This window comes from Enterococcus sp. AZ080 (assembly GCF_051714945.1).
Taxonomy (GTDB): domain Bacteria; phylum Bacillota; class Bacilli; order Lactobacillales; family Enterococcaceae; genus Enterococcus_B; species Enterococcus_B pernyi.
The window spans coordinates 742501-755557 of record NZ_JBIOSV010000001.1; the positions used below are offsets into that span (position 1 = coordinate 742501).

The following is a 13057-nucleotide window of genomic DNA, read 5'->3' on the forward strand; positions in this document are numbered from 1 at the left end:
TCCTTCAGAAATAAGCAGAGAACCCAAAAAATTTAATGGATAATTTTTTTGGGTTCTCTGCTTATTTCTCGGAGTTGGACACTTCTGTCACAACCTCTACAAAGCCACTTGACGGGCTTGAACCGTCGACCTCTTCCTTACCATGGAAGCGCTCTACCAGCTGAGCTAAAGCGGCATTTTTACTACCTAAATAGGATAACTAATTTATAGTCATTTGTCAATAACTTTTCTCTATGAACAGACGACCTTTAAAAGAAATTGAGTTGTTTTTCACAAATATAAAATAACGATGGTTAATTAGTGATTATTTGAAAAATTGAAAAAAAGTATTGCGTTATATGATGAAAATTGATATTATATTTATGTAATTTGATTCCGGCATAGCTCAGTTGGTAGTAGCGCATGACTGTTAATCATGATGTCGTAGGTTCGAGTCCTACTGCCGGAGTAATACAAAAAGTCTAGGAGAGTTCTCCTAGACTTTTTTTGTTTTTCAATGGAAATACGCAGATTGAATCGCATGATTGTTCTGAATTTTCAGAATAGCACGTTGTAATTCAAAGGGTTAAAGAGTAAAATGGAGATATATTTTCAATCGGGAAGGATGATTAAATGAACGCAATTACACCAGATATGACAAAAAAATTTGCCGATCAATTTCAAACGAATAAAAAGCAACAAGCCTTACAAAATGCTGTTGTAAAGAATGGGATCACAGCTTCAGCAGAAAATATTGCTTCACATACAAAAAACACCCCGGTATTTTCTGTAGATCTAGCGACTGGAAAAGTCTCAAACCAAAAACAATCTGGCCGTTGCTGGATGTTTGCGGCGTTGAATACATTCCGTCACAAATTGTTGAATCAATTCCACTTAAAGGAATTTGAATTATCACAAAATTATACTTTCTTTTGGGATAAATACGAGAAAGCAAACTATTTTTATGAAAATATTCTTGCAACTGGTAATGAAGCATTAGACAGTCGTAAAGTCGCTTTTTTACTGGCTGTTCCCCAACAAGATGGTGGACAATGGGATATGATCGTATCATTATTCCAAAAATATGGTGTCGTACCAAAATCAGTGATGCCAGAAAGCGCGAATAGCTCAAATTCTCGTGATTTGAATAACTACTTAAATAAATTATTGCGTAAAGACGCCGTTAAACTACGTCAATTAGTGGCAGAAGGAAAAACAAATGAAGAGATCCAAGTAGAAAAAGAAAAGATGTTAGCTGGGATCTATCAATTTCTAACAACTTCTTTAGGTACGCCACCAACTGAATTTGATTTTGAGTATCGAGATGAAGAAAAAAATTACCATATCGATCAACAATTGACTCCACAAATGTTTTACGATAAATATATAGGTGTAAATTTGGATGATTATGTAAGTATCATCAATGCACCGACCGCAGACAAACCGTATGATCGCTCTTATACGGTTGAAATGTTAGGGAATGTTGTGGGAGGAAAAGAAGTCAAATATCTTAATGTCGATATGACAACGTTCAAAAATTTAGCGATTGCTCAATTGGAACAAGGAGAATCTGTGTGGTTTGGGTGTGATGTTGGTCAATCTTCTACAAGAGATAGCGGCATCATGGCAACAGACGTTTATGAGATGGATGAATTATTTGATTTAGATTTTTCTATGACGAAAGCGGAGCGTTTGGATCATGGCGAAAGTTTGATGACTCACGCGATGGTCTTGACTGGTGTCGATTTAGTTGATGGAAAATCAACGAAATGGAAAGTCGAAAATAGCTGGGGAGAAAAAGTCGGAGATAAAGGATTCTTTGTGATGAGTGACGAGTGGATGGATGAATATACGTATCAAATCGTTGTCCGCAAAGATTTATTGACGGAAGAACAGCTAGCCGCATTTAATGCTGAACCAATTTTATTAGCTCCTTGGGACCCAATGGGGGCATTAGCTTAATTTCAATATCAATCAAAACAGATACAGAGACTTGATAGTTTTCTGTATCTGTTTTTTGTTGATTTCTTGATTTCAGGATTTTATAAATACCTGTGTTATACTTTAAAATGATATAGGAGTTGTTGCGGGCGTACTTGATCGATTAATCATCGATCTTGTGAAATAGCAAGGAGGAGTGAAAATGGATATCCAAGAAGTGTTAACAGAGATTCGTTTGAGTGGTAAAGTGATACCGATTACTGGGGGAGATGTGAATCAAAACTATCGAATTGATGAACAGCAAAAATCCTATTTTCTAAAAATCCATCCTCATGTGACCAAACGCTTTTTTGAAGCAGAAGTGGATGGTCTGAAAGAGCTTGCACCACATGTACGAGTACCTGAAACTTATATGTTAGGCGAAACAAATGAAGGTGCCTATCTATTGATGGAATGGATCGAACCAGGGAAAGGTGATCCTCGAGAACTGGCAAAAGACTTAGTAAAAATCCATCGTTCAACTGCACCACAGTTTGGTTTTCGCAAGGACAATTATCTAGGGAGTTTACCACAGCTCAATACATTTGAAGAAGATTGGTGGACCTTCTTTTTCAAAAATCGCTTGGAGGCTCAAATCGACATAGCGGAGAAAAACAATCGATGGAATGAAACACGTGAAAAAGAGTATCAACGGTTAAAAAAAGAACTACTAAATCGTGACGATCATCGGAAGATTACGCCTAGCCTCTTGCATGGAGATTTATGGAGTGGTAATGTTTTCTATGATAAGCAAGGAAGACCAGTGTTTATCGATCCAGCAGTTTCTTATGGGAATCGCGAGCAAGATATTGCGATGAGTCAGTTGTTCGGTGGCTTTCGTCCTGAATTCCTGGAAGCTTACCAAGAAAGCTGGCCATTGGAAGAGGGCTGGGAGAGTCGTTTGCCACTCTATCAACTCTATTACTTGTTGGCGCATCTCAATATGTTTGGAGAGAGTTATGGGACACAGGTCGATCATATATTAATGAAGAAGTAATTGGAGGTTTTCTTTTGGCACAAAAATATACAAAAAAACATGAAGTATCTTATTATGAATGTGATATCAACAAAACAATGACTTTTCCGTCCATGCTGGGTGTGGTCATCAAGACTTCGGAAGAACAAAGTGATCATTTAGGCCGAGGAACCGACTTTGTCAGTAGCTTTGGCTTGACTTGGGTAATCACGAACTATTCGATGAACATCAATCGCTTGCCTCATGTCGGTGAAAAAATCGATGTTACCACACAAGCGATGCAGTATAATAAATTCTTTTGTTATCGTAATTTTTGGATTCATGATGAGGAAGGAAATGAATTAGTTGAAATCGAATCAGTATTTGTTTTGATGGATCTAGTGAACCGTAAGATGAGTAGTGTGAATGAAGAAATCATTGCACCTTTTGAAAGTGAAAAAATCAAGAAAATCAAACGACAAGAAAAAATCGAGCCAATCGAATCAGGCTTGATGTTGCCATATCGTGTGCGATTTTATGATATTGACAGCAATCAACATGTGAACAATGCGATGTACTTCAACTGGATCATTGATGTTTTAGGTTACGATTTTTTGACAACACATACACCTAAACATGTGTTGATCCGTTTTGATAAAGAAGTTGAATATGGCAATGAGATCGAGAGTCATTATGAACAAACGGTGTCTGGAACAGAGGTAAAAACGAGACATGAGATCAGAATGCAAGAGCAACTTTATTGTGCAGCGAATATCTTATGGGAGAAAAATGAAGAAACAAAATAAATCGAGTGAGATAAGATTGTGAGATATTTTGCTTCGATAAATAAGCGCGAAAAACCGAAAATTGTTCTTCCAATTTTTGGTTTTTTCGCGCTTATTTCCAAAGGAGTTTCATTTGGAACTCCGTTTAACAATGATGTGATTGTAGCGTCTATTGAGTTTTCCATATGAAGAGGCGAGCAAGCCCTGTATTACTCAATTTGATTTCTATTGTGTCATAAATTTGATCAACTGTTCTTCTGACAAGCCACCGTTAATGGCAATCAAAAGTTTTATTCTAGCTTTTTGGCTATTGATACTATTACAAAAAATAACGCCCATACTTGCGAGTTCTTTTCCGCCACCTTCGTAATCATAGACGGGTTCAGCGATTCCGTTGAAACAACGAGAAACCAAGACTACTGGTATTTTTTGTATCAAGAGTTTCTTTAATGCTGTTAATGCCTGCGGAGGCAGGTTCCCAGCGCCTAAAGCTTCAATGACCAGACCGTCGACTTTCGAATGGGCAAGTGCTTCTAATAAATCACCTTGCATACCCGCATAGGCTTTGACGATTGGGATCGTTCCTTTGACTGATGCGATATCTAGTCTTTGCGCTTCAAGTAATTCTTGCATAAACAATATACGATTTTTAGTGATCAAACCGATTGGTCCTAACGTAGGAGTACGAAAAGTAGCAACATTAGTCGTGTGGGTTTTAGTGACATAGCGTGCTGAGTGGATCTCATCGTTCATCACGACCAAAACACCTTTGTCTTTTGCTTCATCACAACTTGCTACCCGAATCGCACTTTCAAAATTATATAGACCATCGCTACCTAACTCATTACTTGAACGCATCGCTCCTGTTAAGACGATCGGTAATTTATCACCAATCGTTGAGTCTAGAAAAAATGCTGTTTCTTCCAACGTATCTGTCCCATGCGTGATCACGACACCTTGGATGTCAGAAAGAACGGCTTGATTGATTCTTTCTTTAAGTTGTAACATATGTTTAGGCATGATGTGCGGGGAAGGAAGATTAAAGATATCTTCCATGATCAAATCAACATTTTCTGGAATCGTTACTTCTGCATCTAATAGTGGGTTAGCCACATCTGGACTCACACCACCTGTTAAAGAATTTTCTTTCATGGCGATTGTGCCGCCTGTGTGTAAGATAAGAATTTTTTTCATTTTCAGAACTTCCTCACGAATAATTTTGCATAGGGTTTCTAGCTTATTGTATACTATATAAAAGAGTTTTGCTATGAATGAATCAAACAGAACAATTTGGGAACAAAGATAAAATGAATTTAAACGAATGGAAGTGATTCGTCGTGATCAAAATTGGCTTGACTTCATTTAAAGAACATGAAAAATTAACAGGAAAAAAGAATAATACTCTTTACGATTATGCGAGTGTCCTTTCATTAGTCGAATTAGATACCGCCTATTATGGTATACCAAGAAAGTCATCTGTGGAGAAGTGGGTGAATGAAGTACCAGCATCTTTTCGCTTCGTGATGAAAGCTTACCAAGGAATCAGTGGTCAAGGCGACTGGCAGAAGTATTATCAATCCGAAGAAGAGATGATTGAACGCTTTTTAGATGTGATGGCACCGATGAGCGAGTCAGGTAAACTCTTTTGTTTTTTAGTTCAATTCCCTGCTTCATTTAAATGCACCAAAGAAAATGTTGCCTATTTAAGAAAACTAAGAAAATGGTTCAATGGCTATCCGGTAGCTATTGAGTTACGTGACTATTCTTGGTACAGCGACCAATTTCTGTCACGCACGAGACAGTTTATGACTCGTGCAATGTTTTCCTTAGCAATCATTGATGAACCACAATTATTGAATACGACGATTCCTTTCGATCCTTATGTGACAAATACGGATTTTACCCTTTTCCGTTTTCATGGAAGAAATGAGCAAGGTTGGCAAGCAAATGATCAGGATTGGCGTAAAAAAAGAACGTTGTATCGCTATTCTGAAGAAGAATTACAGGAATTAGCAGCAGCCATCAAAAAAGTAGACGGTGCAACAAAACATGTTGGGGTGATCTTCAATAATAACTCTGGTGGAGATGCGGCTGAAAATGCTTTGGCATTACAAAAAATCTTAGGGATCGAACCAGATGAGCTTAACCCAAAACAAATCGATTTGTTTTGAAGACCTGGCTTTTGTAACCACTCTATATAAAAAGTAGCAAGCACGCCTTACCAATAAGAAATGAAACTGTTCAACTAGAAATTTTTACTAAATAATAATCGGAAGGGGTGATGGAACGACATGATCAAAGCAGTTTTTTTTGATATCGATGGCACATTAGTCAACAACCAAGCAAAAGCGTTGGCTTCAACTAAATATGCGATTGATCAACTACAAAAAAAGGGCATATTATGCGGTGTTGCCACTGGGCGCAGCCCTGTAAGAATCAAAGAAGTGATCGATGAACTTGAACTAGACATGTTCGTCGTCTATAATGGTCAATTAGTCTTTGACCGTGATCAAACGATCGTCGACCATCCTTTTGATAAAACAGTATTAGCGGATATCGTCCACTTTTCGGATGCCCATCACCGACAAATCATTTTTGGTGGGCGAGATCAACTAGATGGTTCAACGACAATGATGCTAGGACAATCGATCATCATCAAAAAAATCGTCAATCACTTACCCAAAAAATTCCCTGTACGTCTATTGAAAAAAATCTTGCAAGTGTTCAGTCCCCATCGGCAACGAAAACGATATGAAACATTAGCGATCTTAAACGAGCCGATTTATCAATGTATTTTATTGAGCCAAACATCTGAGCAAGAAAAGCTTGACCAACGATTCCCAGAGTGTTCGTTCCAACGTTCCAATCCTTATACGGTCGATATTATTCCTAAAGGAGGGTCCAAATTGTTAGGAATCCAACAATTTGCGACAAATAAAGGAATTGCATTGTCCGAAATCATGGCGTTTGGCGATCATTACAATGATGTTGAAATGCTAAAAGGAGTTGGAATTGGTGTTGCAATGGGCAATGCGCCAACTGGTGTGAAGCAGCAAGCTGATTTTGTCACGGCTTCGAATGAAGCAGATGGTATTTATATAGGTTTGAAGCATTTTGGGATAGTTGATTGAATGTGTGTCAGTTAGGAGGACTAAAATCGTTATGGAGCCAGAAACACCTTATCAAAAAGTAGAACGATTCCATCGGACGTTCGATCCAAGAATACCAGAGCGACCCACTGCATTTACAAAAAAACATGCCGATGACCGAGCGGGTTTTAAAATCGAAGAGTTAGTTGAATTTGTGGCAGCAGCCAGTGACGGTGATGCAAAAAAATTGCATGATTCCGTCCAATATTTGCATGATGCACTTGATCAAGCAGAAAAAAAGATTCTCACAAAACAAAATTGGGGAGAGGAAAGTCTCGTTGAGCAAGTAGATGCGCTGACTGATTTGCTTTATTTTACGTATGGCTCTTTTTCTTTGCTGGGCGTTGATCCTACGAGGATTTTTGATATTGTCCATCAAGCGAATATGGGAAAACTGTTTCCAGATGGAAAACCTCACTACGATCCTGTTACAAACAAAGTATTGAAGCCAGACAATTGGCAAAAGGATTATGCACCTGAAGAAAGGATCGCAAAGGAAATCAATGAACAAATGAAGAAGGCAGAGCGAGTAAAGTTTGCCGAAGAAAATTCTTCAACGAGTCTTTGATAAGGTCTTCTCATTTTAGTTGGTAGAAAGATAGCAAAAAAGATTTTTTATGTAGGTAGTGTATGACTGAACATAGTATGTTATAATATAAAATAGATGTCTTTTTGCACGAAAGACGTATTTACAATGTTATGCAAATCAGATTCGTCTGATCACAAACAAATAGAGACAGTAGATGCATATTGAAAACGGAGGAACCTTAAATGGGAAATAATGTTATCATCGGGATCGTCATTGCAATCATTATAGTCGCCATTCTGGCTTTTTTGGTTAGTTACGTAATGAAGAAAAAAAACCAAGATCGATTGGACGTCTTAGAAAAACGCAAGGAAGAATTATTCGACTTGCCTGTGATTGAAGAAGTTGACGATGTCAAAAAAATGCATCTAGTGGGGCAAAGCCAAAATACCTTTCGTGAATGGAGTCAAAAATGGAATGACATCTCTACCTCATCATTTGCCGAGTTAGAAAGTCAGATCTTTGAAGTTGAAAATCTCAACGAGAGCTTTAGATTCTTAAAAGGGAAAAAAGCAGTAGAAGAAGCCGAAGCAACCATGAACCAAATGGAAAAAGAAGTTGCGGAGATTCGTGACGGCTTAAAAGAATTGCGTGAAACAGAAGAACGTAATTCCTTAGCTGTTCAACAAGCTTTAGACGTTTATGAGGAACTAAAAGCAACGATCCGAGAAGAAGAACAGCAATACGGTCCAGCTTTACCTGAGTTACAGAAGCAAGTGAAAACGATTGAAAATGAGTTTACACAATTTGTTACGTTAAATACTTCAGGTGATCCAGTTGAAGCCCGTGAAGTGCTGGATAAAGCGGAAAAACACACGTATGAAGTGGATGCGTTAATGAAAAAAATCCCGCCATTATTTGAAGATTTGAATACGACTTTCCCGGCGCAAGTGGAAGAGATTCAAGAGACCTATGACCGCTTAATCAAAGAGGAGTATGTTTTTCCAGAAGAAAGCCTGTCTGGCGATATCGAAACGATCAATCGTCGAATCGAACGTTCGTTGATCAATATTGAGAAAACGGAAGTTGAAACTGTTGAATTTGAAAATCGTGAAACGGCTAATCTGATCGATGCATTATACGATATTTTAGAACGTGAGATGGAAGCACAAGTATTTGTGACTAAAAATCAAGCAACGATCGAACAATATATCAAACATGCGACGAAAAACAATCGTCAATTATTGATCGAATTAGATCATACCGCTCAAAGTTATACATTGAACCATAACGAAATCGGGCGTGTACGTGGTTTCCAAACAGAAGTGGAAGAAATCGAACGTCAAAACGAACAAATCAAACCACAGTTACAACAACATGAAGTGCCTTACTCAGAAGTAAGAACGTTCTATAAGAAAGTCTTCAAAGTATTAGAAGATATTGAAAACCAACAGGTTGAAATCAGCGATTCTTTACACGAACTAAGAAAAGGTGAAAAAGAAGCGCAAGAAAAAATCGACACATTCGAATTTAAATTGCGCAGTCTTAAACGGTTTGTTGAAAAACAACGTTTACCAGGTTTGCCAAATGATTATCTAGAGTTTTTCTTTGTGGCAACAGAACGTATCGAAGAATTGAGTACTGTGTTGAATAAAATCAGAGTCAACATGGATGAGGTCGAACGTCTTGTAGCATTATGTGAAGAAGATCTAGAGTTACTCGATAAGAAAACCCACGATCTAGTGGATGCAGCAGCATTAACCGAACAAATGTTGCAATATGCGAACCGTTACCGTCACACACATGAAGAAGTGAAAGAAGCCATTGAAAAGAGTTATTACTTATTCAATAAAGAATATCACTATCAAGAGGCTTTGGATGAGATCGGCACAGCATTAGAGCGCACAGAACCAGGTGCATTCAAACGAATCGAAGATTTTTACTTCAATCATCCTGATTTAGTATAATCCTGCGATCAAAAAAGACAACACAGGCAAGTGCCGAGTGTTGTCTTTTTTTGGAAGTCATTGATGAGTAACTGTTGGGCAGGGAATACATTGATTCGAGCGATTTTTTATAGAGTCCAACTCGGAGAAAACGCCACTTGAAAGCACAAGGGACAACCGTTATAATAGGTAAGAATTTCAAAAAAAGAAGGTTTAAATATGATATATTTCGATAATAGTGCGACAACACCGATCTATCCGCAAAGTTTGGATACGTATGTCAAAACAAGTCAACGGATCATCGGGAATCCATCAAGTCTACACGATTTAGGCAATCAGGCGAACCGTCTGCTACAACAAGCGAGAAAACAAATCGCTGAACTGATTGCTGTGTCTGCGGAAGAAGTGTATTTCACGTCAGGTGGAACAGAAGGAAATAACTGGGTGCTTAAAGGAACGATGCTTGAAAAACTAGGTTACGGTAACCACATGATCATATCAGGCGTTGAACATCCTGCTGTCAGTGAAACAGCTGAGCAGTTAAAAAAACTCGGTATCGAAGTGAGTATTGCTCCTGTCGATAAAAGAGGGATCGTCCGCGTAGATGAGTTGAAAAAATTAGTACGTAAAGAAACAATTTTGGTTTCCGTTATGGCAGTGAATAATGAAGTAGGTGCGATTCAACCAATCAAAGAAATCAGTAGTTTTTTAAATGATTTTCCTAAAATCCATTTCCATGTGGATGCGGTACAAGCGATTGGTAAAGTTCCTTTAGAGGAATGGTTGACAGAACGTGTGGATTTTGCCACTTTTTCTGCCCATAAATTCCACGGGCCTCGTGGTGTTGGTTTTGTTTATTGGAAAAAAGGCCGACGTTTAGCACCGCTGTTCACTGGAGGCGGACAAGAGAAAAATCAACGGAGTGGAACAGAGAATGTGCCGGGGATCGTCGCGATGGCAAAAGCGCTGCGTTTATCTCTAGATATTAAAGCACAAAAACCAAACCAAACTGCCTATCTTAAACAAGCATTGATTGAAGCTTTACATACGTATGATAAAGTAACGATTTTTTCTGAAGGTGAAGATTACGCACCCCATATTTTGTGCTTTTCATTAAAAGGTATTCGTGGTGAGGTATTGGTCCATGCATTAGAAGAAAAACAAATATTTGTCTCTACGACAAGCGCTTGTTCTTCTAGAAAGCACATGGCAAGTAGTACGCTGCATGCGATGCAAGTACCCAATGATTTAGCTACTTCAGCGATTCGCGTCAGCTTAGATGAAAGCAATACGATGGCAGAAGTCGAACAATTCATGATCATCTTTAAACAGTTGTACAAGAAATTTTCAGTCATCAATTAAGAAACAGAGGAGTGTTTTTGTGAAGTACAGTGAAATCATGGTTCGCTATGGTGAACTTTCAACAAAAGGAAAAAATCGTCGAAGTTTTATTATGCAGTTGGCACAAAATGTCAGACAGGCATTGAGCGATTTTCCTGAAATCAAGATCCACGCAGAGCGTGATCGGATGCATCTACTGTTGAATGGTGTAGACGGAGACATAGTTATCCCTAAGTTAGCGAAGATATTTGGGATCCAAAACTTTTCACCTAGCGTACGAGTAGAAAAAGAAGTACAAAGTTTAAAACAAGCGGTTCAGGAAATCATGCAAGAAATCTATACAGGAAAAGAAACATTCAAGATCATTGCAAAACGTAGTGATCATAGCTTTGAATTGGACAGCAATGAACTAAACCAAGCATTAGGAAATGCAGTCATCGATGTTTTTCCGGATATCCAAGTACAAATGAGAAAGCCAGATATTGCGTTGCGTGTGGAAATCCGCCGCGATGGGGCTTATCTTTCCTATGAAACGATCAAAGGAGCTGGCGGTCTGCCTGTCGGTACAAGCGGAAAAGGTATGTTGATGCTTTCTGGAGGGATCGATTCTCCAGTTGCCGGTTATTATGCCATGAAACGTGGGGTAGAAATTGAAGCTGTCCACTTTGCTAGTCCACCTTACACGAGTGAACAAGCCTTGCAAAAAGCGAAAGACTTAACAGTGAAGCTGACACCCTATGTTGGTAAAATCGAATTTATCGAAGTACCGTTTACAGAAGTGCAAGAAGAGATCAAACGAGTGGTGCCCCAAGGCTACTGGATGACGATCACACGTCGGATGATGCTTCGTTTGACAGATGAGATCCGCCGTATTCGTCATGGACTAGTGATTTTAAATGGTGAATCATTAGGACAGGTGGCTTCCCAAACACTCCAAAGTATGGTGGCAATCAATGAGGTCACGAATACACCGATCATTCGTCCTGTAGCGACGATGGATAAATTAGAGATCATCGAAGTGGCTGAACAAATCGATACGTTTGATTTGTCCATTCAACCATTTGAAGACTGCTGCACGATTTTTGCACCGCCACAGCCTAAGACTCGTCCACGACTAGAAAAAGTGCATCAATACGAAGAACGTTTGGATATCGATGGGATGATCGAACGTGCTTTGGCAGGCTTAAAGATCGAAACGATCCACACAGAAACAGCAAAAGAACAAGTAGAAGAATTTTCTGATTTACTTTAAACGAAGGAACTTGTACTTCTTGTACGAGTCGATCACTCGTAATAAAAGATCCAGACTCAAGAAGTAGACACGTGAAAGAGGACGAGACAATTGTTTAGCCTCGAGAAATAAGGCGCCATCCACGAAAATTGTATGTCAAATTTTGTGGATGGTACCTTATTTTTCTTGTTTTTCATGGAGTTAAGTTTCCTCCTATTGCGAGGTTCCTTGTTCCATGCTAAACTAAAATTATGTGAAATGATTAACAAGGAGAAACGATATGCGAGAAAAATCAGAAACGTTACCCAAAGCAACAGCGAAACGGTTGCCTTTATATTTGCGCTATTTAAATATGTTGAATGATTCTGGTGTTCAACGAATCAAATCAAATGAATTTAGTGAGATCACACAAGTACCTTCTGCCACGATCCGCAGAGATTTTTCTCATTTAGGAGAATTAGGACGAAGCGGTTATGGGTACGATGTTCCCTATTTGATTGAAGTATTTGATCGAATTTTGAACACAGAGGAAGAAAAAAGAATCGCTTTAGTTGGTTTTGGGAATTTAGGAAAAGCATTGAAACACAACAATTTCAGAAGAAATGCAAATTTGAATATTGTTTGTGTATTTGACAATGATCCAGCCATCGTCGGAAAAGAAATCGAAGGTGTGATGGTTTATCCTATGGATCGCTTTAGTGAAATCGTTGAAAAAGAAGGAATCAAAGTGGCGATATCAACTGTTCCAAGTAAGTATTCACAAGCAGCCATCGACGAAATCGTCAAAGGAGGCATTACTGCGATCTTGAACTTTGCACCAGATCGTGTCAACGTTCCGCCACATGTCCATATGCAATACATCGATCTGACAACTGAACTACAGACGTTGATCTATTTTGATGAAAATTATTCGCAAGTCTTTCCTTCCAAGTAAAAACTAAGTGGGAAGATCGTGCAAAAGTGGCGTTTTTATGTGAATCGAACAGCGATTCATCAAGAGCTTTTATTGACTTTGGCTACTAACCATTGTAAAATGAGTCAAGATGTTGATCAAGAGGAGTAACTAGTCCGACGTTTAGAGAGAGAGAACGAATGGTGGAACGTTCTTAACGAAAGCTAGTGAAGGTAGCTTGGGAGTTTTTGTCTTGAATCGAGTAGAGATGAA

11 protein-coding genes, 2 tRNA genes and 1 other annotated feature (1 of these 14 cut by a window edge) are annotated in these 13057 nt (G+C 38.6%); of the genes, 11 read left to right on the forward strand and 2 right to left on the reverse strand.

Annotated elements, in window-relative coordinates; translation table 11 throughout:
- Positions 1–102: 102 nt before the first annotated feature.
- Positions 103–175, reverse strand: a tRNA-Thr gene (locus tag IGK01_RS03450).
- 199 nt (positions 176–374) lie between these two features.
- Here IGK01_RS03450 and IGK01_RS03455 point away from each other — a divergent pair.
- The 4 genes from IGK01_RS03455 to IGK01_RS03470 all read left to right on the forward strand — a co-directional run bounded on the left by IGK01_RS03455 (position 375) and on the right by IGK01_RS03470 (position 3720).
- Positions 375–448 (forward strand) — tRNA-Asn (locus IGK01_RS03455).
- A gap of 164 nt (positions 449–612) precedes the next feature.
- A complete protein-coding gene (locus IGK01_RS03460) occupies positions 613–1941 on the forward strand; it encodes an aminopeptidase C (RefSeq protein WP_023519252.1) in 1329 nt (442 codons plus the stop codon).
- Positions 1942–2122: 181 nt separating this feature from the next.
- On the forward strand, positions 2123–2956 hold the full coding sequence (locus tag IGK01_RS03465) for a fructosamine kinase family protein (RefSeq protein ID WP_062805567.1): 834 nt from the start codon (positions 2123–2125) through the stop codon (positions 2954–2956).
- 14 nt (positions 2957–2970) lie between these two features.
- Positions 2971–3720 carry an acyl-ACP thioesterase domain-containing protein gene (locus IGK01_RS03470; RefSeq protein WP_010736089.1) on the forward strand — a complete coding sequence of 250 codons (750 nt, stop codon included), beginning with the start codon at positions 2971–2973 and terminating at the stop codon, positions 3718–3720.
- Between the two features lie 204 nt (positions 3721–3924).
- Here the strand turns inward: IGK01_RS03470 and IGK01_RS03475 are convergent, their stop codons facing one another.
- A complete protein-coding gene (locus IGK01_RS03475; protein WP_010736088.1) occupies positions 3925–4893 on the reverse strand; it encodes an asparaginase in 969 nt (322 codons plus the stop codon).
- A 143-nt stretch (positions 4894–5036) separates the two neighbouring features.
- Between IGK01_RS03475 and IGK01_RS03480 the strand changes: the two genes are divergently transcribed.
- The 7 genes from IGK01_RS03480 (at position 5037) to IGK01_RS03510 (ending at position 12826) form a co-directional block, all read left to right on the forward strand.
- Complete coding sequence (locus IGK01_RS03480; RefSeq protein WP_023519255.1) at positions 5037–5870, forward strand: DUF72 domain-containing protein; 834 nt, start codon at positions 5037–5039, stop codon at positions 5868–5870.
- A 120-nt stretch (positions 5871–5990) separates the two neighbouring features.
- Positions 5991–6830, forward strand: a complete 840-nt coding sequence (locus tag IGK01_RS03485; RefSeq protein ID WP_010736086.1) for a Cof-type HAD-IIB family hydrolase — start codon at positions 5991–5993, stop codon at positions 6828–6830.
- Between the two features lie 31 nt (positions 6831–6861).
- Positions 6862–7416 (forward strand): HAD family hydrolase, encoded by a 555-nt coding sequence (locus IGK01_RS03490; RefSeq protein ID WP_062805564.1) that lies wholly within the window; start codon positions 6862–6864, stop codon positions 7414–7416.
- Positions 7417–7619: 203 nt separating this feature from the next.
- Positions 7620–9341 carry a septation ring formation regulator EzrA gene (locus tag IGK01_RS03495; protein ID WP_023519257.1) on the forward strand — a complete coding sequence of 574 codons (1722 nt, stop codon included), beginning with the start codon at positions 7620–7622 and terminating at the stop codon, positions 9339–9341.
- Between the two features lie 198 nt (positions 9342–9539).
- A complete protein-coding gene (locus tag IGK01_RS03500) occupies positions 9540–10682 on the forward strand; it encodes a cysteine desulfurase family protein (RefSeq protein WP_375152134.1) in 1143 nt (380 codons plus the stop codon).
- Positions 10683–10701: 19 nt separating this feature from the next.
- Positions 10702–11913 carry a tRNA uracil 4-sulfurtransferase ThiI gene (gene thiI / locus IGK01_RS03505; RefSeq protein ID WP_010736082.1) on the forward strand — a complete coding sequence of 404 codons (1212 nt, stop codon included), beginning with the start codon at positions 10702–10704 and terminating at the stop codon, positions 11911–11913.
- A 259-nt stretch (positions 11914–12172) separates the two neighbouring features.
- A complete protein-coding gene (locus tag IGK01_RS03510) occupies positions 12173–12826 on the forward strand; it encodes a redox-sensing transcriptional repressor Rex (protein WP_010736081.1) in 654 nt (217 codons plus the stop codon).
- Positions 12827–12929: 103 nt separating this feature from the next.
- Positions 12930–13057: a binding site (T-box leader), on the forward strand; it runs 85 nt beyond the window's last position.

Bases quoted from the DNA above. Each gene is read 5' to 3' on its own strand.
- IGK01_RS03460 (WP_023519252.1), top strand. From the start codon at position 613: ATGAACGCAATTACACCAGATATGACAAAAAAATTTGCCGATCAATTT.
- IGK01_RS03465 (WP_062805567.1), top strand. From the start codon at position 2,123: ATGGATATCCAAGAAGTGTTAACAGAGATTCGTTTGAGTGGTAAAGTG.
- IGK01_RS03475 (WP_010736088.1), bottom strand. From the start codon at position 4,893: ATGAAAAAAATTCTTATCTTACACACAGGCGGCACAATCGCCATGAAA.
- IGK01_RS03485 (WP_010736086.1), top strand. From the start codon at position 5,991: ATGATCAAAGCAGTTTTTTTTGATATCGATGGCACATTAGTCAACAAC.
- IGK01_RS03490 (WP_062805564.1), top strand. From the start codon at position 6,862: ATGGAGCCAGAAACACCTTATCAAAAAGTAGAACGATTCCATCGGACG.
- IGK01_RS03495 (WP_023519257.1), top strand. From the start codon at position 7,620: ATGGGAAATAATGTTATCATCGGGATCGTCATTGCAATCATTATAGTC.
- IGK01_RS03500 (WP_375152134.1), top strand. From the start codon at position 9,540: ATGATATATTTCGATAATAGTGCGACAACACCGATCTATCCGCAAAGT.
- IGK01_RS03510 (WP_010736081.1), top strand. From the start codon at position 12,173: ATGCGAGAAAAATCAGAAACGTTACCCAAAGCAACAGCGAAACGGTTG.